General features: G+C 41.1%; 17 protein-coding genes. 8 read left to right on the forward strand and 9 right to left on the reverse strand.

All coding sequences use genetic code 11. The features are described 5' to 3' along the window. The first annotated feature begins 55 nt into the window (after positions 1–55). Complete coding sequence (locus tag J0L60_02820) at positions 56–2,461, forward strand: S49 family peptidase (GenBank protein MBN8545042.1); 2,406 nt, start codon at positions 56–58, stop codon at positions 2,459–2,461. 62 nt (positions 2,462–2,523) lie between these two features. Here the strand turns inward: J0L60_02820 and J0L60_02825 are convergent, their stop codons facing one another. From J0L60_02825 to dnaA, 3 genes are all read right to left on the reverse strand, one after another. Next, complete coding sequence (locus tag J0L60_02825; protein MBN8545043.1) at positions 2,524–3,510, reverse strand: inorganic phosphate transporter; 987 nt, start codon at positions 3,508–3,510, stop codon at positions 2,524–2,526. A gap of 36 nt (positions 3,511–3,546) precedes the next feature. Next, positions 3,547–4,173, reverse strand: a complete 627-nt coding sequence (locus tag J0L60_02830; GenBank protein MBN8545044.1) for a DUF47 family protein — start codon at positions 4,171–4,173, stop codon at positions 3,547–3,549. 320 nt (positions 4,174–4,493) lie between these two features. Next, complete coding sequence (dnaA, locus tag J0L60_02835) at positions 4,494–5,903, reverse strand: chromosomal replication initiator protein DnaA (protein MBN8545045.1); 1,410 nt, start codon at positions 5,901–5,903, stop codon at positions 4,494–4,496. Positions 5,904–6,300: 397 nt separating this feature from the next. On the opposite strand from dnaA, the gene rpmH reads away from it, so the two are divergent. From rpmH to hslU, 6 genes are all read left to right on the forward strand, one after another. Next, positions 6,301–6,453: a 50S ribosomal protein L34 gene (rpmH, locus tag J0L60_02840; GenBank protein ID MBN8545046.1), complete on the forward strand. Its 153-nt coding sequence runs from the start codon at positions 6,301–6,303 to the stop codon at positions 6,451–6,453. Further along, positions 6,450–6,866 carry a ribonuclease P protein component gene (gene rnpA, locus J0L60_02845; protein ID MBN8545047.1) on the forward strand — a complete coding sequence of 139 codons (417 nt, stop codon included), beginning with the start codon at positions 6,450–6,452 and terminating at the stop codon, positions 6,864–6,866. The genes rpmH and rnpA overlap by 4 nt, the downstream gene beginning before the upstream one ends. Positions 6,867–6,935: 69 nt before the next feature. Continuing rightward, positions 6,936–8,801, forward strand: a complete 1,866-nt coding sequence (gene yidC / locus J0L60_02850) for a membrane protein insertase YidC (protein ID MBN8545048.1) — start codon at positions 6,936–6,938, stop codon at positions 8,799–8,801. A 28-nt stretch (positions 8,802–8,829) separates the two neighbouring features. Beyond that, entirely contained in the window at positions 8,830–11,562 is a 2,733-nt protein-coding gene (locus tag J0L60_02855) for a patatin-like phospholipase family protein (protein MBN8545049.1), read from the forward strand. A 110-nt stretch (positions 11,563–11,672) separates the two neighbouring features. After that, positions 11,673–12,230 carry an ATP-dependent protease subunit HslV gene (gene hslV / locus J0L60_02860; GenBank protein MBN8545050.1) on the forward strand — a complete coding sequence of 186 codons (558 nt, stop codon included), beginning with the start codon at positions 11,673–11,675 and terminating at the stop codon, positions 12,228–12,230. Then, positions 12,227–13,594 (forward strand): ATP-dependent protease ATPase subunit HslU, encoded by a 1,368-nt coding sequence (gene hslU / locus J0L60_02865; protein MBN8545051.1) that lies wholly within the window; start codon positions 12,227–12,229, stop codon positions 13,592–13,594. The genes hslV and hslU overlap by 4 nt, the downstream gene beginning before the upstream one ends. A 43-nt stretch (positions 13,595–13,637) precedes the next feature. On the opposite strand, the gene mscL is transcribed toward hslU, so the two are convergent. Further along, entirely contained in the window at positions 13,638–14,051 is a 414-nt protein-coding gene (gene mscL, locus J0L60_02870) for a large-conductance mechanosensitive channel protein MscL (protein ID MBN8545052.1), read from the reverse strand. Positions 14,052–14,167: 116 nt separating this feature from the next. Here mscL and J0L60_02875 point away from each other — a divergent pair, with 116 nt between their 5' ends. After that, the gene (locus J0L60_02875; GenBank protein ID MBN8545053.1) at positions 14,168–14,377 is read left to right on the forward strand and encodes a hypothetical protein; all 210 of its coding nucleotides are present in this window, start codon (positions 14,168–14,170) and stop codon (positions 14,375–14,377) included. Positions 14,378–14,385: 8 nt separating this feature from the next. Here the strand turns inward: J0L60_02875 and mfd are convergent, their stop codons facing one another. From mfd to mnmG, 5 genes are read right to left on the reverse strand one after another with little or no spacing between them, the layout of a single operon-like run. After that, positions 14,386–17,781 carry a transcription-repair coupling factor gene (mfd, locus tag J0L60_02880; GenBank protein ID MBN8545054.1) on the reverse strand — a complete coding sequence of 1,132 codons (3,396 nt, stop codon included), beginning with the start codon at positions 17,779–17,781 and terminating at the stop codon, positions 14,386–14,388. 4 nt (positions 17,782–17,785) lie between these two features. Next, positions 17,786–18,541, reverse strand: a complete 756-nt coding sequence (locus J0L60_02885) for a phosphatase PAP2 family protein (GenBank protein ID MBN8545055.1) — start codon at positions 18,539–18,541, stop codon at positions 17,786–17,788. After that, positions 18,534–19,469, reverse strand: a complete 936-nt coding sequence (gene murQ / locus J0L60_02890; protein MBN8545056.1) for an N-acetylmuramic acid 6-phosphate etherase — start codon at positions 19,467–19,469, stop codon at positions 18,534–18,536. The genes J0L60_02885 and murQ overlap by 8 nt, the downstream gene beginning before the upstream one ends. After that, on the reverse strand, positions 19,466–20,146 hold the full coding sequence (gene rsmG / locus J0L60_02895; protein ID MBN8545057.1) for a 16S rRNA (guanine(527)-N(7))-methyltransferase RsmG: 681 nt from the start codon (positions 20,144–20,146) through the stop codon (positions 19,466–19,468). The genes murQ and rsmG overlap by 4 nt, the downstream gene beginning before the upstream one ends. A gap of 23 nt (positions 20,147–20,169) precedes the next feature. Then, positions 20,170–22,047 (reverse strand): tRNA uridine-5-carboxymethylaminomethyl(34) synthesis enzyme MnmG, encoded by a 1,878-nt coding sequence (gene mnmG / locus J0L60_02900; protein MBN8545058.1) that lies wholly within the window; start codon positions 22,045–22,047, stop codon positions 20,170–20,172. Positions 22,048–22,712: the final 665 nt, after the last annotated feature.

The following is a 22,712-nucleotide window of genomic DNA, read 5'->3' on the forward strand; positions in this document are numbered from 1 at the left end:
TTATCCTTTTTTTGTAGTTTTGTGCCTTATTTAATCACTCATTCCGGGCATCAAAATGAAGAAAACACTTCTTTTATCTGCAGTTCTTTTTTTATCGTGCACACAGATTTTTGCACAGACCGACAACCTTTCCTTTTTTTCCAGAAATAACATATCGTTCACTTCTCCCGGTGCTATGGGTTACAGTCTTTACGGTTATGATAATCCTGCATTTTTATCAGCTTACAGGGGAAATGATCTCACTCTTTTTGGTGCTGCGCCTGTAAAAGATGCGAATTTTTCCAGATGGGGATTTGTTTCGGCCTCTCCAAATTTCGGTTTTTACTTTAATGAAGAGAAAAGGAATGACAGAAAAATAAACGACTATGGAATAAATTTCTCCGTTGGTGATGAAAGGTTCGGCATAGGTGCCGGATACGGTTGGTCCAATGGCGAGAGATCGTTTTTCGGCAGACAAAATTTTTGGCAAACAGGTGTGTTCTACAGACCTGTCAGACAGATTTCCCTTTCAGCTTTGGGAGTTTATCCCGAGAACAGCGATCTTAACGAGTGGGTTTTTTCTTTGGCAGTTCGTCCGACAGGCAACGAACTGGTATCAGGCTTCTTTGATTACATAGTTCAAAAAGAAGACAACCCTTTAAAAAACAGGTGGGCAGCCGGGGTTGCTGTTGAACCTCTTCCCGGTCTCAGGGCAGTATTCAGATATTTCGAAAACAAAAGCATGACCGTAGGTCTGCAGGTAGGTCTCGGCAATATTTCCATTTTCAGTCAGAGTCATCTCGCTGAAGGAAGCGGAGTCGGTTATCAGACATACGGTATACGATTTGGCTCTTACGACAGAAACCTGATTGACATCACAAAGAAAAATATGGTAGCTTACTCAAACATGTTTGGCGGGTTGAAATATCAAAAATATAAATTGTTTGATGGCTCAAACACCTTGTTGAATGCACTTCAGGATATTGAAAATGTAAAGGACAATCCCGCATACAAGGGAATTATTCTTAACATGTCGGGGGCAAACATAAACAAGGAAATGCTTTGGGAACTTCGGGAACGCCTCAAAGACTTGAAAAAACAGGGGAAAAAAGTATTGATTTATATCGACGGTGGAGGATTCGATCTCTACCATTTTGCATCAGTCGCCGACAAAATAGTGATTGACCCCGTCTCACTGATCAATCTTCCGGGATACTCTATCAGTAAAACCTATATGAAAGGTACACTCGACAAGCTTGGAATAGGGGTTGAGGAATGGAGATTTTTCAAATATAAATCTGCGTTTGAAACTGTTGCACGCGACAAGGGAAGTGATGCCGATAAAGAGCAGAGACAGGCTCTCATTGATGATTTCTATGAACTGGCAAAACAGGATATTATAACTTCCCGACCCGGGCTTGCCTCTTCATTCGATAATATTGTGAATAATAAGGTTTTAATCGATTCTGAAGGAGCAGTGGCGGCCGGGCTCGTGGATACAATTGCCCGCTACGACGATTTGCCTAAAATATTTGAGTCGATGATTCAGTCAGGTATAAGTGTTACAAATATTTCCGCTGCAGGAAACAACAAAATCTACGATGACAGATATTGGGGAAAGAAAAGCAAAATAGCAATTATCTATGTAATCGGTGCCTGCGCAATGGATGAAGGCATAAATGCCAGAAGTCTCATAAATGATGTCAGAGCTGCCGCAGCCAACAGAGATGTGAAGGCAATCGTACTTAGAGTTGATTCCCCCGGAGGTGACGGAAAAGCTTCAGACTATATAGCAGAAGGATTGAAGAAGTATGCTTCGCACAAGCCGGTTATAGTTTCTCAGGGCTCTGTGGCTGCTTCGGGTGGTTACTGGCTCTCAATGTATGCTGACACCATTTTAGCCGCTCCAAACACAATCACAGGCTCTATAGGAGTGATTGGCGGATGGTATTACAACAAGGGTTTCTCGGACCTCACCGGTTTGACGAGCGATCAGGTTCAAAAAGGTGACAGAGCTGATTTGTTTTCCGGGGTGACTATTCCTTTGCTCGGTGTAACAATACCCTCCAGGAACCTTACTTCTGAAGAAAAGGACAAAGTTAAAGAATACTTTATGAACAACTATGAGTTGTTCAAGAAAAAAGTTGCAACTGGCAGAAAAATGAGCGTTGATGAGGTCGAGAAACTTGCTCAGGGAAGAGTCTGGTCAGGAATTGACGGGTCTAAAAACGGGCTGGTGGATGTTCTCGGCGGTCTCGATGATGCCATAAAAATTGCTGCTTCAAAGGCCGGACTTGATGAATATGAAATAGTGGAATATCCTAATCAACCGTGGTTTGATCTTGGGAAATTACTCGGTATTCCTTCAATTCCTTCGCTCGAGAGTTCGGAAATGATAAAAGACCTGAAATTCAGATTAAAGAATAATGGAGTTCCCTTGTTTCTTATTCCTGATGAATTCCGTGAAGTCCCGGAACCTTAGCTTATAATTAAAATTAAACCAGGGTCTCGTCCGAATTATTCCGGGTGAGACCCTTTTTTCATTTAAAACATTCTAAAAACAAGATATATTACCATTGCAAAAACTGCGGTTACAGGAATGGTCAAAACCCATGCCCAAAGTAACTCGTAAGTAACCTGCCATTTTACGGCACTCAGTCTTTTTGTTATTCCCGCACCTATTATACTACCGGTGATCGTATGAGTGGTACTGACAGGAATACCAAATAATGCCGTTCCAAAAAGAGTCATGGCGCCCGCTGTTTCTGCAGTAAAACCTTCAAAGGGTCTTAATTTAGTAATTTTTTGTCCCATGGTTTTTACTATTCTCCAGCCTCCAGACAAAGTTCCCAGGGCAATTGCCGCGTGACAGGCCAAAACCACCCAAAGGGGTATTTCATCTTTGGATCCCAGATATCCGGTTGTTACAAGCGCCATAAAAATAACACCCATCATCTTCTGTGCATCGTTCGATCCGTGACCCAGACTGTATGCCGCAGATGAAAGCAACTGAAGTTTTCTGAACAGTTTATCCACTTTTCTCGGTGATATGTTTCTGCAAAGATATAAAACGAGGAGAGAAAAGAAATAGGCTGTGAAAATACCGATCATTGGTGCTACAAAAATAAAAACTATAATTTTCAGCACTTCCGATCCAAAGATAGCTGCAAATCCTCCTTTGACAATTGCAGCCCCGACCAGTCCCCCAATCATCGTATGCGACGAACTCGAGGGAATTCCCAGCCACCATGTTAGCAGATTCCAGATGATCGCCGCTGTGAGCCCGCTGCCTATGACGGTGAGATCGACAACATCGTGCTCGATGATTCCTTTACCTATGGTGTTTGCCACATGAAGCCCGAGGATAAGAAATGCAACAAAATTAAAGAAGGCTGCCCACATAACAGCATATCTTGGAGAGAGGACTCTGGTGGAAACCACTGTTGCTATGGAATTGGCGGCATCATGAAATCCGTTTATGAAATCAAATGCCAAAGCCAGAAAAACAATAAATATCAGTGAAAAAGGGATATCCACAAATCTTTTCCTTATAAACAGATTAAAATATTATGAATTCTTGATCAGTATGGATCTGATAACATTTACGCATGCCTGACATTTATCCGCAGCTTTTTCCAGTTGATCGAGTACTGCTTTGTTTTTTATTATTTCTATCGCATTTGCATTTGCATTTTCGTCATAAAACATCGCCTTCAGAGAATCTCTGTATATTTTATCAGCATCTGATTCAAGACTTCTTATCTCTTCGAGCTGGGTATGGTCGTGTTCATTTTTTTCGAGTTTATTCAACACCTGTTGCAAAAGGAGTACCTGCTTGTAGATAATCTGGGCAATCTCACCGGCACCGGCCACTTTTTTCTTTACATTGTATGTGTTTACTCGAATTGTAACCGAAAGAAGAATTTCACTGATATCTTCTATTTTCTTTACGAGAGCAAAAATATCTTCGCGGTCAAATGGAGTAATAAAAGTTTCATCGAGTTTCTTTATCGTTTTGGTGGCAATTTCGTCACACTGTTTTTCCAATGGTTTCAACTGAGTAAACATATCAGTATCATATTCCTCAGAAGAGAAAAAGTCGGCTGATATTTTTCCCATGTGAGCAACGATGTCAATCATCGAAATGAAGTTTGAAAAATATAACTCTTCTTTGGGTAAAAATTTCTTAAACATATTTTTTCCGGAAAATTAAAAATTATACATGTAAAAATGTGATATTTTTACAATCGAATCGATAAAATACTTTTCTGCTCTTCACTTCACACCCCGAATAAATATATAAATATTACTTTATTTTAAATCTATAATGTATATGTATTCGTGTTGATATGTTGATATCTGTGTTAACATGTTGAAAAAAAAGAAGTTGGGAAGCAAGTTAAAGGAGATTCCGGGTGGATAAAAGATTTGATAAAAAAAGGTTGCCAACACTGTGTTGACAAGCATGACTTATTAACAAGATAATTCATGCTTATCAACACTTAAATAACAAGTTATGAACACAGCAATTCAATCTTGTTTTTAATCTCTTCGATCATCTCTTTCGAGCGGGTGCTGGTGTTCACCTGGTTTTCAATTTCTGTGACAGCATGAATTACTGTTGAGTGGTCTCTGCCTCCGAAGTGAAGTCCTATCATCTTAAGAGTTGAATTTGTCATCATTTTCGAAAGATACATCGCTATTTGACGGGCTTCAACTATCTCCTGCTTTCTTGTTTTATCCCTTATTTTCTTTTCATCAACTTTAAGGTGTTCGCAAACCACTTTGGTAATTACATCAATACCGATATTCACCTTTTTTGTGGTGGAAATTTCTCTTACAACTTTTTTGACCAGGTCAAAATTGATATCTGAATAACCAAAAGAGATTTTAGCCAGCAGTTTCAGCAATACACCTTCGAGTTCTCGGATATTAGATGTGATGTGGGTGGCAATATAATCGAGCATATCCCCTGTCAACCGGATATTATAACTGTCAGCTTTTTTATTAAGGATGGCAAGTCTCGTTTCAAAATCAGGTGGCTGAACATCGGTGGTCAGTCCCCAGTTAAATCTTGAGATAAGTCTGTCGTTTATCCCGATTAAATCTTTTGGAGGTCTGTCGCTCGTGAGTACAATTTGTTTTCCCGACTGGTGCAGGGTATTAAAAATGAGGAAAAACTCATCGAGGGTTTTTTCCTTTCCGGCAAGGAACTGAATATCGTCGATAATTAAAACATCAAGTTTTTGAAATTGTCCTGTGAACTGCTGTTTTTTATTTTCCTGAATTGCCTCCACAAATTTTACCGTGAAACGGTCAGCAGAAATATAGTGTACTCTCTTCGATCTGTCTTTTTGCATGACAGCGTTGCCAATGGCATGAATGAGATGTGTTTTACCGAGTCCCACACCCCCGTAAATAAAGAGGGGATTAAAGGAAGTGCCGCCCGGGTTTTCACCAATGGCGTAGGCAGCAGCTCTGGCAAGCTGGTTCGATTCACCTTTGATGAAATTATCAAAAGTGTATTTGTTGTTTATGTTCGACTCGAAATATTCGTCATCCTCTTCCTGAACAAGGGAGGAGGGATCAACCATAATTCTTTGAGCAGGTTGCTGAGTATGCATAAAGGGTTCTTTGGTCTCTTCGTTTACAATAACATAATCAATCAACCCGTTCTCTCCCAGCACATCCTTCACACTTTTGTTAATGTGAGAATTGTAGCGTTCGGCTATCCAGTCGTAGAAAAAATTATTGGGTAATTGTATAGTTAAAGAATCACCTTTTAAGGCGATTGGCTTGATCGGCAGGAACCAGGTATTAAAGGTCATTGCCGGAACAAGGGGTTTTATCTGTTCAAGACATTCTCTCCATACAGAATCTGCATCCCGGGGGGTGCTGTGTGCAGAAGTTTGAGAATTTAGCATAAGTTATCCACAAATATAAGTGCTGATTTTTTAGTGAGTTACTAAATTTGGTTAATTAATTATTTAAAATGTTAACAAGTTATCAACAATGTGTAAAATCGGGTAAGTGTAATAAAATAAACTTGTTAGGGTGATTCTTCTTACACACTTGAACAATTGGTGTGGTGTGTAAATTGTGAAACGGTGTGAAACCTGCGTGAAACTTTTTCACGCTCAAAACTTATCAACAAGTTATCCACATTTTGTTTGCAATAATTTGCAATGGAAATTTATCAGGTTATGATAATATCAAGCAAGTGATTTTTTATAAAAAAAGAGTTTTTCAATAAAATAAAAAGTTGTGTAATTCTTTAAAAAGTCGTAAATTTGCAGTCTTTAATGAAAAGGAGTTTTTGGAATGAAAAGAACTTTCCAGCCAAGCAACAGAAAGAGAAGAAACAAACACGGCTTCAGAGAAAGAATGAGCAGTGTTGGTGGTAGAAAAGTATTGGCTAACCGCCGCAAAAAAGGAAGACACAAACTTACAGTAAGTGACGAGTCAAGATTTTGAGTAAACTTTCTCTAAATAAAAGAGAAAGAATAAAAGGAAAAACATCCTTTGAAGAAATCTACACATCGGGCACAAAGTTAATATCTTCCGACAAGAGAGTACGGGCGATATATAAAGTTATTGAATCTGAAGAAAAGCCACAGATAAAAATTGCTGTGGCTGTTTCGAAAAAAGCCGGAAAAGCCTGGTTCCGAAACAGGATAAAGAGATTGCTCAGGGAATCTTACAGGCTTAACAAGTTTGAAATTAATGGTCGGATAGATCAGAGAATAAGACTTTATATATTGCTCTCTCCCTACTCTTTTCTTGATAAAAACAAAAGATACAGGCTCGCATATTTTACAGACAGTATTGTTGAAATTCTTAACAAGATCAGCTACAGCGTTAATAGAAACAATCCGGGTCTACAGTAGCCCGCATCAGGACATTTACCCCCCGAACAACCTTTGCTTTTTACACAATAACAAGAATCAGGAAATTTAATGGATAGACAAGCAACAATCGGCTTTATTTTGATTGGCTTGATATTAATGGTATGGTTATACTGGAGTACTCCGGAGACACCAAAAGACAACAAAACAAACAAAAAAGACAGTGTCAAGGTTATTGACTCTGCAAAAGCATTAAAAGCGGATTCCCTCGCTGTTGTTAAAAAGGATTCGTCCGCCAAAGCAGTAAAAGAGAGTTCTTCCTCTGTACAGTTCTCTGCAGACACAGTTCCGGCAAGAACTATCACCATTGAGAACGATCTTGCCATTATGGAGTTTTCTTCCAAAGGCGGTACCCTTAAAAAGATTTACTTCAAGAACTATAAAAACTGGTTCAACGATACCCTCCCGGCAAACGCATCTCTGAAACAAAAATCTGTTCAAATCATGGATTATGAAAGAGGAAGCGGTTTAAGTCTGGAATTTATGGACAATTCCGGGAAGTGGATCGACTCAAGAACGGTTAATTTTTCTGTAAATCTCAACAAGGACTCAATCGTTCTAAAGGGAAAAGATTCACTTGTTGTAGAATTTTCATCTAAAAAGGATTCAACCGGTGCGGGTTTTGGATTCCGGTATGTTATTAAAGGTGACGATTACGGACTTGGATTTGCCATTAAACTGAATAATCTCTCCAAAGTAATCTCAAGAAATCAGTATCAGGTATCTTGGAAAAACGGTCTCAACCATGTTGAACAATACATAAAAGATGAGTTAAATTACTCGAATGCGTCTGTTTTTTATGGTGATGAGCATATTACATTTTCATCAGAAAGCGGAAAAGAAGAAAAATCATCCGGCGTTGTGAGTTGGATAGCTGTAAAAAACAAATACTTTACTTCGACAATTGTGCCGATTGGTGAAACCACACAGGGTTATGAGCTTTCTGCAAAGAACTACACAGTAAAACCTGATCACATTTGGAAAGTTTACGATGCATCGGTTAGATTTGACTACAAGGGAAACAGCGACTCCGTAAACAACTTCCTGTTATATATTGGACCAGCAGACTATAATATCCTTAAGGGATATGGAAACAATCTTACCGAGATAGTTGAGTTTGGAAGCTTCTTTGGGATCAAATTTCTTGTAAGACCGATAGCTGAATATTTCCTTCTGCCTTTGTTTATTTTCCTCTATTCCTTTATTCCTAACTACGGAATAGTAATAATAATTTTCTCATTGATCATAAAAATCATCCTTTATCCGCTGACAAAGAACACTTTCCAGTCGATGAAAAAGATGCAGATGCTTCAACCAAAGATTGCTGAAATCAAAGAGAAATACAAAGACGATCCGACCAAGGTTCAAAAAGAAACGATGGCGCTGTATTCCACATACGGCATAAATCCTGCCGGTGGATGTCTCCCCATGATTCTGCAGATGCCTATCTTTATCGCACTTTTTGGTACTTTCCAGACTGCAATCCAGTTGAGAGGTGAAGGATTTATCTTTTGGATACACGATCTTTCACGACCCGATGTTCTTTTTAGTCTTCCTTTTACAATTCCAATTTTTGGTGTACAGGAAATTTCAGGACTCGCTCTTCTTATGGGTGTGACAACATTCATACAGCAGAAGATGACCACAAAAGATCCATCTCAGAAAGCGCTGGTTTACATAATGCCGATTGTCCTGACCATCCTGTTTATGACTTTCCCGTCAGGTCTTAACCTCTATTATTTCATGTTTAACCTTTTCTCCATTCTCCAACAGCAGTATATAAATAAATACGGGAAACAGGAAGAGCTTGTTCCAATACCTGCTGAAAAGAGAAAAAAAGGTTTTATGGCAAAATTAACCGAAGCTGCTGAGAAGAGTGCTCAGTCTCAACAGCAACAAAAAAAGAAGAAAAAATAACGGTCATCAAGCATAAAGATGCATTTTAATGAAAACCGTTCGAATACCCTCAATGAGGGTAAAAACATTCATATTTATTCTGTTTTTGAGTGTATCGCTATATTCTCAGTATAGCGATACACTTAAACTTAAACTGGATTACCGCAAAGTTACCCACCCGTTTGGAATCGAGTATAAAGAACCGGTCCTCTATCCTCCCATAACATATGTTTTAAGTGGAGGGGGTGCCAGAGGCATTGCCCAGATTGGCGTGTTGAAGGCTTTGGAGGAAAAAGGAATTTATCCCAACTCCGTGGTTGCAACAAGCATTGGAAGTATTGTCGGAGGTTTATATTCTCTCGGATACTCAGTGGATGATCTTGATTCACTCGCCGGCACCATTGACTGGAACTCCATTATATCTCTCAACTACCGGGAAAACAGAAACAATCTTTTTGTTGATCAGAAAATTACCGAAGATAAAGCTGTATTTTCGCTTCGTCTCGATGGTCTTACACCCCTGATTCCGAACTCAATCAACGACGGCCAAAAACTTCTCAACCAGTTGAATCTCCTCTCATTCCAATCACCCATTGGGGTCAGATACAATTTTGACGACCTTGAATACAAGTTTAGAGCCGTCTGTACCGACCTCGAATCGGGTAGCCCGTATGTTATAAATTCAGGATCGATTTCGAAAGCAATAAGAGCAAGTTCCAGTGTCTCGTTTTTCCTTTCGCCGGTTGAATATGATACAGTACTTCTGGCTGATGGCGGACTTGTAGCAAACATCCCGGTTTCTATTGCCAAAGGAATGTCAAATGGTTTGATACTTGCTGTCAATTCCACAAGTCCTCTTAATCCTAAAGACAGACTTAAAAACCCGCTGGTACTCGCTGATCAGTTCTTGAGCATTCCCATGAAAAAACTGAATGAAAAGGAGTTACGCCTCGCTGATGTTTTAGTTACTCCGGAGATAGGCGATAAAAATTCCGGCGACTTTTCAGGGTTTGACTCTCTTATTAAAGCCGGATATGAAGCAGGAAAAATAGCGGCTCAACAACTTCAGCAAAAGATAGATTCTGTTATTTATACATCTTTTGCTTCCGGTGACATGGTTATCGATAATTTGTATCCTCATCCGGAATGTAAATATGCCGAAGGACTGATTTCAAAAGCCTCCAAAAACGGCAGAGTCAAACTGTCTGATATTTACAGAGAGCTTGTTTTTTTAGAGAAAAAATCAGGATTCGAAGAAACAAAAGCATCCTTGTTCAGAACACCCGAAGGGAAAAACATCCTCAGAATAGAGCCATATCTTTACCCGGTTGTTTCAAAAATCAAAATAAAGATCGACGGTCAGGATTCCGTGCTTTCAGATTCCTCATCCATACTTTCGGTCGGAAAACCTTTTTCACCACTTGCAGCAATTGCTTATATCAAAGAGATCATTAAAGGATTCAGAAACCAGGGGAACGCCCTCTTTTCTCTTATGAAGGCTGATTTTAACAAAGAAAACGGCGAGTTGAGTCTCGAGTTTGACGGCGGAAAAATTGCTGAAATAGAATTAAACGGTCACATCAACACAAACCCTACAGTAATACTAAGAGAAATCCCTATTGAACCTGGTGATAATCTTGATGTGGAAAAACTGAAAAGCGGACTCGAAAACCTCTACTCGACAGATCTGTTTGAAAACTTTACTGTGAATGTCGTTAAAAGAGACGGTAAAAACATTCTCCAAATTCAGGTTGATGAAAAGATATCACAGATTGCGCGTTTCGGGTTTAAGGTTGATAATGAAAATGCACCACAGTTAAACATCGATATCCGGGATGCCAATATCTTTTCGACCGGGGGGGAGCTTGGTCTGATATTCTTCATCAGTCCAAGGAAATTTTCAGCAGAACTTGAATCAAGAGCCAACCGGCTTTTCGATACATACCTGACATATAAACTTGGATTCCATTATTCACAGAGAGATATTTTTACATATCGTGATGACCCGGCAGGATCGTCCACATTTTATACCCGGTCACAGTTTGGCGAATACAGGCAGTCGCTTGCGGGGGTTTCTTTTTGGCTGGGAACCCAGGTAGGCAGGTTTGGTAATTTTATCGGAAAAGCAAAGTATGAGCTCAACAGAATCGAAAACATAACAGCCAGTGAGCCGCTTGTTTTTGATAATCCTGTATTCAGCCTCAACTTTTCCACCACCATTGATACAAAAAACAAATATCCATATCCGACAGATGGAATTCTTTTTAACGGCTATTATGAAACGGCATTCAATTTCATAAAAGCATCCACAGGCTACACATCCTTCGGTGCAAAGTTTGAGGGTTATCTTGGAATAACAAAATCCAGCACCGTTTCAACAACCGCAGAAATAGCTTTCGCCGACAAGACACTTCCTCTTACGCAACAGTTTTCACTCGGTGGATTACGGTCTTTCTACGGCATGTATCAGGACGAATTCAGGGGACGGCAACTCTTCAAACTTGGCGTTGACTACAGATATAAACTCCCATTTAAAATCTTTTTCGACACCTATGTAAGTGCAGGCTATAACATAGGATCAATCTGGGAAGAGGAAGAAAAAATTAAACTCGGTGATTTAAGGCATGCACTTGGTATCGGATTGTCTTTCGATACACCTGTTGGTCCGGCGGATTTTGCGATCGGAAGAACATTCCTTTTTGTTAAAAACATAACAGAAGGATTAAGTCCCATCTCCTGGGGACCTGTTGTGTTCTACTTCTCCATCGGGTTTTACTATTGATCCCGGGTAGGGCAAAGATTGCGTCACAAAGAAATAGAATTGGAATCAATAAATTATAATCGGGTTTTAATTAATTTTTAATTGGACAGAAAGTCAGAAACAGGAATAAGATGGAAGCTAAAATCAGATCGACCACGATAATCGGGATAATTCATAACGGCGTTGCGGCAATTGGTGGTGATGGTCAGGTCACTCTTGGCAATACAATCATGAAACACAACGCAATGAAAATCAGAAAGATATCGGGTGGTAAAGTTTTGTGTGGGTTTGCGGGTGCATCTGCAGATGCCTTCACTCTGATGGAGAGATTTGAAGACAAACTGGAGCAATACAGAGGAAATGTAAACCGTGCCGCTGTTGAACTTGCCAAAGAGTGGAGAACTGACAGATACCTCCGCAAACTTGAAGCTCTCCTTGCTGTTGTATCAGCCGATACAGCCCTTATAATCTCCGGAAACGGTGATGTAATTGAGCCTCAGGATAAAATTGTAGCTATTGGCTCGGGCGGAAACTTTGCTCTGGCTGCGGCAAAAATGCTTAAGAAATTCAGTACCCTCTCTGCGAAGGAAATTGTAAAAGAAAGTCTGGAAACGGCTTCGGAAATCTGTATTTATACAAACAAAAATATTGTCGTCGAAACCATAGAAAACCAAGAGGAGACGCATTGAATCCCTACAGTAACAATGACTTGACACCAACAAAAATAGTTGGGGAGTTGAATAAATACATCATCGGACAGGATGATGCAAAAAGAGCAGTGGCAATTGCACTCAGAAACAGATGGAGACGGCAGCAAATCCAGGGAGCCATAAAAGATGAGATAATGCCCAACAACATCATTCTCATCGGACCCACCGGTGTCGGTAAAACAGAGATTGCACGAAGACTCGCAAAACTCGTGGATGCTCCTTTTGTGAAAGTGGAGGCATCCAAATTTACAGAGGTTGGATATGTCGGCAGGGATGTGGAGTCAATTGTCAGAGACCTCGTCGAGTTTTCCGTAAATTTGGTAAAATCGGAAAAGACTGCTGAAGTAAGAACTAAGGCAGTTGCCCTCGCAGAAGAACGGATTCTTGATATACTGATTCCGCCGGTGAGGAAAAACTTTTCCGGTGAACCCGAGGAGGAGCAGGGAAGTGATGCATATCAGAATCAGAAAACCCGTGAATGGATGAGAGAAAAACTCAGAAATGGCGAACTCGATGATAAAATGGTTGAGTACGACATTCAACAGGCGGCAGTTGGGATGCAGGTTATGGGTCCGTTTGGTGGCGATGATCTCGGTATAAATATTCAGGAAATCATGTCATCCATGATGCCCAAGAAAAAGAAGAAAAGAAAAACCACCATCAGAGAAGCCCGCGATTTGATGACAGAGGAAGAAGCTCAAAAACTGATCGATCTCGATTCCGTTTACAAAGAAGCTATCATGCGTGCGGAAAACACCGGGATTGTGTTTATAGATGAGATTGACAAGATAGCCGGTGGTGGCAAAGGGAACGGACCGGATGTATCCCGAGAGGGAGTGCAGAGGGATCTTCTTCCTATAGTCGAGGGTTCCAATGTGAACACCAAGTACGGAGTTGTTAAAACCGATCATGTCCTCTTTATAGCCTCGGGTGCGTTTCATGTTTCGAAACCTTCCGATTTAATTCCGGAACTTCAGGGTCGTTTTCCTATCAGGGTAGAACTTAAGAGTCTGACCGAGGATGATTTTATCAAAATTTTGACGATTCCACAAAATGCTCTTTTGAAGCAGTATGCAGCTCTTCTTGAAGTAGAAGGGGTCAGGGTGGAGTTTAAAGAGGATGGTATAAGAGAAACCGCTCGACTCGCACAAAAGGCAAACGAGCAGGTTGAGAACATTGGTGCGAGAAGGCTTCACACAATTCTTACAACTCTTCTTGATGAGATTTTGTTTAATGTGCCCGATATAATGCCGGATCATTTAATAGAGATTACCGGTGAGATGGTGAGACAAAAACTTGAAAAAATAGTAACCGATCGCGATCTTAGCAAATATATATTATAACAAAAAGCGACCGGTTGGTTCCGGTCGCCTTTTCTCTAATTCTCTATTTTTTTAGCAAATCTCTAATTTCAGTAAGGAGTACAATATCCTCAGCCGGTGGTTTAGGCGCAGCAGGAGCGGCTTCTTCCTTCTTTTTCATTGAGTTGATTCCCTTTACGACTAAAAAGATCACAAAAGCAATTATCAAAAATTCAACTGCGGTATTAATAAAAGCACCGTAGCTGATATAAACAGGGTCAACCACCTTGTCACCATCTTTCGAACCGGCTTTAAGCAATACCTTCAGGTTTTTGAAGTCTACACCACCAAGAATAAGACCTATCGGTGGCATCACAACATCATTAATAAACGATGCAACTATTTTTCCAAAAGCTCCGCCAATGATAACGCCGACTGCCAGATCAATCACATTGCCGCGCATCGCGAATTTTTTGAATTCAGAAAAGAAACTGTTCATACTGCTTTCCTTATTTTAAATAATTAATAAGTAAAAATAAACTTTTTTGTGAATTTCTTCGCTTTTGAAACCTAAACGAATTTAAAGCATCCAACAGAAAAATGAAATGGAGATTTATGAATAGAAAAAAAATAATCAGCATGACTGCCGGGATTTTACTTGGCGGACTGGCAGGATACGGATATTATTATTTTATCGGATGTAAAAACGGTTGTCCGATTCAGAGTAATGCACTCTACACCACCTTGTACGGGGCATTCACAGGTTTTGTGATGACATTTTCATTTAAAAAAGAGAAGACAGATAAAGATAACCCGCAGGAATAGCACGCGGCTTATTCTGTTTCTTCCTTTTTCACACCATAAAGATTCATAATCTGCTGAAACAAATCCATAAGATAATCGATAGCTCTTTCCGGGGTTTCGTATGTATTCTCAATTATTAATTTCATGGAATCGCGCTGCTGATCAAATTTGATTGAGTCCCTGAGTTTTGTCATTACGAGATGTAGCAGGACTTTAAAATTGTATTCGTAGAACTCTTCCCTGTCTTTGTGAGGGAGTACCAACATTATTCGGTTGCGTTGGATTATTACTCTGTCGAACATCGCCCACGATGCATAATACCGCATCCGGGCTGTCATGACAAGCCTTTTAGCTGTTATCGGAAGAAGTCCAAACCTGTCACTCAGTTCTTCCTTTATATCATCAATTTCTTTAAGGGTGCCTGCAGAGATGAGGGAGGTGTAGAAGTTTAACCTGTCAGTCTGATCTGGCATAAACTGTTCGGGTATTCCTATCTCAAAGAATGTATCGATTTTTGGATCGGTTCTCTGAGTGGATTTACCAAGATGTTTGAATACTTCCTTAAACTCGGTATGTTTCAGTTCCTCAACTGCTTCACCCACAAGTTTCATATACATATCGAACCCAACATCTGTGATAAAGCCGCTTTGTTCTGTACCGAGAAGGTTACCTGCACCGCGGATTTCGAGGTCTCTCATTGCGAGATTAAATCCCGCACCAAGTTCGTTAAACTCCTCAATCGCTCTTAAACGCTTCAATGTTTGCTTCTTCAGTGCGGTCAGGGAAGGAACGAGGAAGAATGCATAAGCCTGTCTGTCGGACCTTCCCACTCTTCCTCTCAACTGATGAAGTTCGGCAAGACCAAAACGGTCGGCTCTGTTTACGATAATTGTGTTCACATTCGGGATATCGATTCCCGATTCGATAATTTTGGTGGAAAGAAGAACATTAAATTTTCTTTGCAGGAAGCCGTGGATCACATCCTCGAGCTGGTCGGGGGTCATTCTTCCGTGAGCAACTCCGATAATTGCTTCGGGCACAAATCGTTTTATGTAATCGCCAAGTTTGTGGATCGACATTATTCTGTCGTGGACAATATATACCTGTCCGTTTCGGGCAAACTCGGAGAGCAGCCATTCGCGAATTTTCCTGATGTCGAAAAGATCAACTTTTGTGTAGACAGGTTGTCTGTTTGCCGGAGGTGTCGCCATTATCGAAAGGTCGCGTGCACCGTGAAGGGAGAAATTAAGAGTTCTCGGTATAGGTGTAGCTGTGAGGGTGAGAGTATCGACATTCACTCTCATCGAACGGAGTTTCTCCTTTGCCTTCACACCGAACCTGTGTTCCTCGTCGATTATAAGCAAGCCCAAATCCTTGAATTCGATGTCTTTTGAAATGAGGCGGTGGGTACCGATAACTATATCCACTTCCCCTTGTTTCAGTTTTTCCACGATCTCTTTTTGTCGCACCTTCGACTGGAATCTTGACATCACTTCCACCCGTACCGGGAACTGGTTCAACCTGTCCCGAAAGGTATTATAGTGCTGTTCAGCCAGGATTGTTGTTGGAACAAGTACACTAACCTGTTTGTTGTCCTGAACTGCTTTAAAAGCAGCTCTGACTGCCACCTCGGTTTTTCCAAAACCGACATCGCCGCAGACCAGTCTGTCCATGGGGCTGACGCTCTCCATATCCTCTTTTATTTCATTCGTCACTTTTATCTGATCGGGGGTATCCTCATAAATAAAAGAAGCTTCAAGTTCTTTTTGCCAGACGGTATCCCCGGCGAACGAAAAACCTTTTGTCGATTTCCTTCTTGCATACAATTCTATCAAATCCCTTGCGATATCACGGATTTTTTTCTTCGCCTTGGTTTTTGCATTCTCCCAGGTGTTGGTGCCCAGAATTGATATTCGGGGTTCCACTCCCTCTTTCGACGAATATTTTTTCACAAGGTGCAGGTAGTTCAGGTTCACAAAAACCACTCCACCCTCACCAAAAAGGAGCTTCATAGATTCCTGTTCCATATCACCGATTTTAACGGTATGAAGACCCGCGTATCTTCCGATTCCATACTCTTCGTGTACCACAAAATCGCCCGGCTTAATCGATGCAAGTTCATTTCTTCTCGACTTGACCGCTCTTTTGTAGGAGACGATTTTTGTTCTGAACGGTTTACCAAAAATCTGATAGTCGGAGAGAATCAAAACTTTTTCGGACTTAAGGAAGAACCCCTCCTTTAGGGGAAGCATCGTAAACTTTATTGTCCCGTCTTCGATCATCAAACCGAATTCATCTTTTGCGTTGTAGATGAGATCTTTAAGTCTGTCGAACTGGATATCATTTTCCACAGCTATATTAACGCTGTACCCGTTTTCAGAAAACTGGGTGAGGGTTTTAAACAAAAGAGCATAATTGGAATTTATGGATGGAGCAGCGGCAATATCCAGACCAAGAGAGTTTTCAATCGAAAGTCCTGATTCAACGAGCCAGGTGTTTCCCCCTTTTTTCATAATATCAGAAAAGGCGATTTTGGCAGATTTTTCTATCTCATCAACCTCGGCAACATCTTCAGGAAACTCATCGAGGAATGCATCTTCGTTGTAGAGGGGTTCACTGACAGAGTCAGCCTCTACTTCATCATCAGGGGCGGAAATCTTCACTTCCTTGTAGGAAGCTTCACGCAGGTAGTAATCGTCTGCAATTATCAGGGAGTCGGTAACATAGTCGAAAATATCATCATTAAATGTATTCTCATCGTTTGTGGAGAGCTCTTCCAGTTCAGGTGAAATGGTAGCCGAATCGACCATCTGTACCGATCTTTGATTCTCCGGATCGAAAAACCTGATTGACTCGATGAAATCACCATCGAACTCAATACGGACAGGCATCGATTCACTATGCGACCAAAAATCAATTATAGCTCCCCTTTGAGCGAAGAAGCCACTCTCCTCCACATATTTCTCTCGCTTGTAGTTATATCCCGCGAGGAGCGCTACAAACTTGTCGTATGATATCGAATCGCCGGTCGAAAATTTGTAAAGACTCTCCGAAAAATCCCTTTTTGATGGAAGTTTTACGAGAAGGATATCGTAAGTGGAGACCAGGAAGTAGCCGTTCAAAGAGGAAAGATCGTTGAGTGTCTCCTGGATCTTTTTTGAGTTGAATTCCGAAATGGAAATCACAGGTGACTTTACACCCATCAGTTTGATTTCGGTGGAGGTTTCCAGTACATCCTTCACAGAAGGAACAAGTACCACTACTCTGTCGAACTTCAGTTTCAGTTGTAAAGCGAGCAGGGTTTTAGAACTCCCCGGGAGGAAGGGAAGTGTATGCAGTTTACCTCTCTCTGATGAAACTGCCCTTACAATATTTCTGATTTCCTTATAATTTCCAAATATGGAAATCAATTCAAAATTTTCCATTTAATCAAAACCGGTAGTTAATGACGAATACCGGAACTGTCACAGTTGACGGATCGTTGCTGTTTTTGCTGCCAATAAGGCTTCCTGTGAAATAACCAATGGCAGAACCCAACACAACATCAGAAAGCCAGTGGTGCCTGTTATAGAGCCTCTCAAACGCCATCAAACCGGCAATCGACCAGTAAACAACCTTCTCCAGATCATTGTCAGTAGAAAGTGCCATTACGGATGCAAAAGCAAAGCCCGCAGTTGAGTGGCCCGAAGGGAAAGAGGTTTCATCCCAGGCTGTCCTGAAAAAGTGGAAGTTGGAATTGTCATCGGAGATTGTTGGTCTCTCTCTTCCCGTCAGCATCTTAAGAGCCTGATTGACGAGAGTGGAATATATAAGAGCCGAGCCCAGTTTTAAACCCAGGTCTTTATTTTTGGCGTTGTCGTAAATACTTCCCTGAAGGTAAAGAGCGCCTGCTGTTGCAAAGACAGCGTAAACGGAGTATTTGTTAAATTCATAAAGAGGACTTAGCAGGGGAGTCTTGTTTTTTTTGAAGAAACTGTTCACATCTTCATCGAAATTATATGCCAGCAGAGTGCTTCCGGCGGTAATTCCGTAGTTGAGCAGATCGTTATTATTGAACCGGGTTGAGGTTTTTAAAATGCTCTCCCCGTAATCTCCAAATTTCTCGAGGTCGGATGATTGAGAAATTATAGAAGAAAATAATAAAACAAATAATATAAGTGTGTGTTTTAATCTATTGTTAATCAACAAATTCAATGGCTTTTCTTACAAAGCCGTCAGTTAAATCGAGTCTTCTTTTTGCTTCATCAGCGGAGACATTTGCTTTTATCATCACGAGAGCCGTCTTCACATGCCCGCCTGCTTCTGTGAGATACGAGGTCGCTTCATCATAATCGAGACCGGTTATGGTCATTACAACTCTTTTCGCTCTCTCCACAAGCTTTTTGTTTGTCATCTGGAGATCGATCATCATATTTTCATAAACCTTACCCATTCTTATCATGGAGCAGGTTGTAAGCATATTCAATACCAGTTTCTGGGCAGTGCCGCTTTTCATTCTCGTGGAGCCCATTACCACTTCCGGCCCAACATAGGGGCAAATTGGGATATCCACAGATTCAATGTTAAACGCTTCTCTCGGAGTGCAGGTTACATAAACCGTAGTTGCTCCGATTTCCTTCGCCTTTTTTACCGCACCAATTACATATGGAGTTCTCCTGCTGGCAGCGATACCGCATACAACATCGTTTGCGGTGACACCTGCGGCAAGTACATCCCTTTCACCGTTAATTTCGTGATCTTCTGCTCCCTCCTGTGCCCTGAACATTGCTTCTTTTCCACCTGCTATATATCCCTCGATCATGCCGAAAGGAGTACCAAAAGTAGGGGGGCATTCAGATGCATCCACGACACCAAGCCTGCCTGAAGTTCCGGCTCCGAAGTAAAGAAGTCTCCCTCCGCTTTTAAGGGACTTTACTATTGCCTCAACTGCTTTTGAGATGTATGGAATTTCCTTCTCTACAGCAAAAGGGACTGTCTTATCCTCTTCATTCATAATATGGAGAATTTCATCCACTGAGGCTGCATCTATTTCCATGGATCGGGGATTTCTCTGTTCGGTTGAGAGGCCGGCTATTTCGTTAAAAAGGGACTGGTCAGTGCCGTTTATTATCATTTGTATAACTCCAGGTAAACAAGTTTTTTACCTTTTTCATTCTTAGTATTTGTTGGCTTATATCTTAATTCATAGATTGTGGATCTTTTGAACATATAGCCATATTTAGCTTTTGCCTCTTCAAACTCGGCAGTGATATCGCCTCCCTTAATAATCAGCATTGCTGCCTTTTCTTTTATCAGGGGGACTGAGAATTGGACGAGTGATAAAAGATCAACCGTTGCTCTGCTGATAATTATGTCGAATTTACCCGCATATTTTTTTACAAACTCGACACCCTCCACCCTTGTATTTTCAACAATTACATTTCTTAACATAAGTTTATCCACAAACTCCGAAACAGCATTTGTCTTTTTGGTTATGGAATCAACAAGTACACCTTGAAGATCAGGTCTCATTATTGCAAATGGAATACCAGGGAGCCCGCCACCCGATCCGATGTCAAGAAATGTAGTTGCCCGTTCAGGTAAAAATTTGGAGATATATGCCGAAATGAAAACATGATTTTCAACAACATTTGCGATATCTTTGCGCGAAACAAGATTGATTACTTCATTCTTTTCTGCAAGAAGTCCCGCAAAAAACGCAAGTCTTCCCAGGGTGTTTTCGTCAGGGTTCTGGTTGTTTTCCCAAAAAAAGTGGGTTAGTTGTCTTAAATAAGTATCAACAGATATCAATAATTTCTCCGAAATATCTTAAATCACTTATTCAAATATACCATTAAGATAGAAATATCTGAAGGAGTAACACCGGAAATACGGGATGCCTGACCTATATTTCGTGGTTTTACCCTTGAAAGTTTCTCTCTTCCTTCAGCAGAAAGGGATTGAACCTGTTTGTAATCAAGATCAACGGGGATTGCCCGGTCTTCATATTTTTCGAGTTTGTTGATTGTGTCCTGCTGCCGGGTTATGTATCCTTCATATTTAAGCGTCAATTCTATCTGGAAGGCCGTCTCTTTGTCGCTTAATATTTCCTTCAGTTCGGGGGAATCCGCCTCAATAATCAGGTTGCCCAGTTTATATGCATCTATTTCAGGTCGCTTGATAATCTTCTCAATAGTCTCGGAGAATTGTACATCCGAGGAAGAGAATTCCCGAAGGAAGGGGTTTAGTATGTCAGGTGTAATTTTAACAGATTTTGAAAGCTCAATGCCACGAAAGATTTTACTTTCCTTTTCCTTGACAATCTTTAATTCATCATCGCTTATCAAACCGATTCTGTGACCATGATGAGAAAGTCTTGTGTCAGCATTATCCTGCCGTAGCAAGAGCCGGTGTTCGGCTCTGGATGTAAACATTCTGTAAGGCTCCGTGGTTGATTTCCCGACCAGATCATCAACCAAAACACCGATATAAGCTTCACTTCTCTTCAGAACCAGTTCCTTTTCGTTCCTGAGTTTAAGCGCAGCATTGATACCTGCCATAAGACCCTGTGCGGCGGCTTCTTCATATCCCGATGTACCGTTTATCTGTCCGGCAAAATACAATCCCTTTACCAGTTTGGTTTCCATCGTAAGATCAATTTGATGAGGCGGGAAGAAGTCATATTCAACCGCATAACCGGGACGAACCATAACAATGTTTTCAAGTCCTTTTATAAGTTTCAAAGCTTCAAGTTGGATCTCTGCAGGAAGTGAAGTGGAAAAACCATTCACATAAATCAATTCAGAATCCAATCCTTCGGGTTCGAGAAACAACTGATGGCGTGGTTTATCGGAAAATCTGACTATTTTATCTTCAATCGACGGGCAGTACCGTGGCCCGGTTCCCTGTATAATTCCCGTAAACATTGGTGAACTGGAAAAACCCTTTTCAAGTATTTTATGAACTCTGTCATCGGTATAAGTGAGGTGACAGGAAACCTGTGGCAGGAAGGGAAATAGCGATTTATCTGTTCTGTGAGAAAATGGTTGGGGAGACTCATCGCCGGGTTGTTCCTCAAGAGCATTCCAGTCGATGGAATCTTTATGTAATCTTGGTGGTGTTCCTGTTTTTAACCTGCCTGTTTCAAATCCTGCTTTAATCAAAGATTCGGTGATTCCCGTTGCAGGTTTTTCTCCAAATCTGCCACCGGGGGTTGCCTGTAATCCCGTGTGCATCAATCCATTCAGGAATGTACCGGAAGATAGAACAACCGCCTTGGCATCGATTTCTTCACCGTGAGCTGTTTTCACTCCGATAATTTTTCCATCTTCGATCAGAATTTCAACGATTGATTCAGATATTATTTCAAGGTTTGGAGTTTTTTCCACGACTTCAAGAGCAATTTGGGAATAAATGTCTCTGTCATTCTGGCTTCTTGGTGACCATACAGCGGGACCCTTGCTTCTGTTCAGCATTCTAAACTGTATGCCGGAACGATCAGCAATTTCTCCCATTACACCTCCCAAAGCATCTATTTCACGCACCAGGTGCCCTTTTGCAGTTCCACCTACCGCCGGGTTGCAGGATAATCTTCCTGTGGCATACTTATCCATCGAAACAAGAGCTGTTTTACATCCCATTCTTGCTGCAGCGACTGAAGCCTCTATTCCGGCATGTCCGCCACCAATTACAATTACATCATATTTACGCATTTAATCTTCTGTTTTGTTTCATGTGAAACATTTTAATAGTTGTGTTAGTGTCAGTTTAGTTAAAAAATATAAAAGTGAAGTTTGTTTCATGTGAAACATTTTACTACCGTCTCGTACCGCCCCGTACCGCCCCCCAACCCCCCTCCTTCTAAAGGTGGGGGGGGGCTCGATGGATAAACTTTGTCGCAGGGGATTGGGAGTTTTTGATATCAAAAACAAAAAAATCGGGCTTATAAAAAAATCTAAAATCGATCCAAAAACCACCAACCACCACCCCAAAACAAACTCAACATTCCCCCCACCTTAACAAGGAGGGGGGCAGGGGGGCGGTGGAGACTTTCTTCCACCGAAAAATCAAATCCAAAACACAGCGACAAAATGAAAGGTGTATCATCAGCACAACATGAAAAAGAGATCAAAAATGCCCAAGCGTTCTTGGGAAAATTACTCTCCTTACCGCCCCCCAACCCCCCTCCTTGTAAAGGTGGGGGGCTTGATTGACGAAACTTATCGATGGGAAAGCAGATTTTCGGCTGACAAAAATCTCAATAACAGAAAAAATTAAATTAACCGAAAAACCCCAACCCCCACCCCAAAACGAACTCAATGCTCCCCCCACCTTTACAAGGAGGGGGGCAGGGGGGCGGTCGGGACTCACCCTAAAA

It is taken from the genome of Ignavibacteria bacterium (assembly GCA_017302895.1).
Lineage (GTDB): Bacteria > Bacteroidota > Ignavibacteria > Ignavibacteriales > Ignavibacteriaceae > UTCHB3.

Coding starts and splice junctions, on each gene's coding strand:
- mnmG (MBN8545058.1), bottom strand. CDS start 22,047: ATGCGTAAATATGATGTAATTGTAATTGGTGGCGGACATGCCGGAATA.
- J0L60_02820 (MBN8545042.1), top strand. CDS start 56: ATGAAGAAAACACTTCTTTTATCTGCAGTTCTTTTTTTATCGTGCACA.
- hslV (MBN8545050.1), top strand. CDS start 11,673: ATGGAAGCTAAAATCAGATCGACCACGATAATCGGGATAATTCATAAC.
- rpmH (MBN8545046.1), top strand. CDS start 6,301: ATGAAAAGAACTTTCCAGCCAAGCAACAGAAAGAGAAGAAACAAACAC.
- yidC (MBN8545048.1), top strand. CDS start 6,936: ATGGATAGACAAGCAACAATCGGCTTTATTTTGATTGGCTTGATATTA.
- mscL (MBN8545052.1), bottom strand. CDS start 14,051: ATGAACAGTTTCTTTTCTGAATTCAAAAAATTCGCGATGCGCGGCAAT.
- J0L60_02855 (MBN8545049.1), top strand. CDS start 8,830: ATGAAAACCGTTCGAATACCCTCAATGAGGGTAAAAACATTCATATTT.
- murQ (MBN8545056.1), bottom strand. CDS start 19,469: ATGATAATAAACGGCACTGACCAGTCCCTTTTTAACGAAATAGCCGGC.
- dnaA (MBN8545045.1), bottom strand. CDS start 5,903: ATGCTAAATTCTCAAACTTCTGCACACAGCACCCCCCGGGATGCAGAT.
- J0L60_02830 (MBN8545044.1), bottom strand. CDS start 4,173: ATGTTTAAGAAATTTTTACCCAAAGAAGAGTTATATTTTTCAAACTTC.
- mfd (MBN8545054.1), bottom strand. CDS start 17,781: ATGGAAAATTTTGAATTGATTTCCATATTTGGAAATTATAAGGAAATC.
- J0L60_02875 (MBN8545053.1), top strand. CDS start 14,168: ATGAATAGAAAAAAAATAATCAGCATGACTGCCGGGATTTTACTTGGC.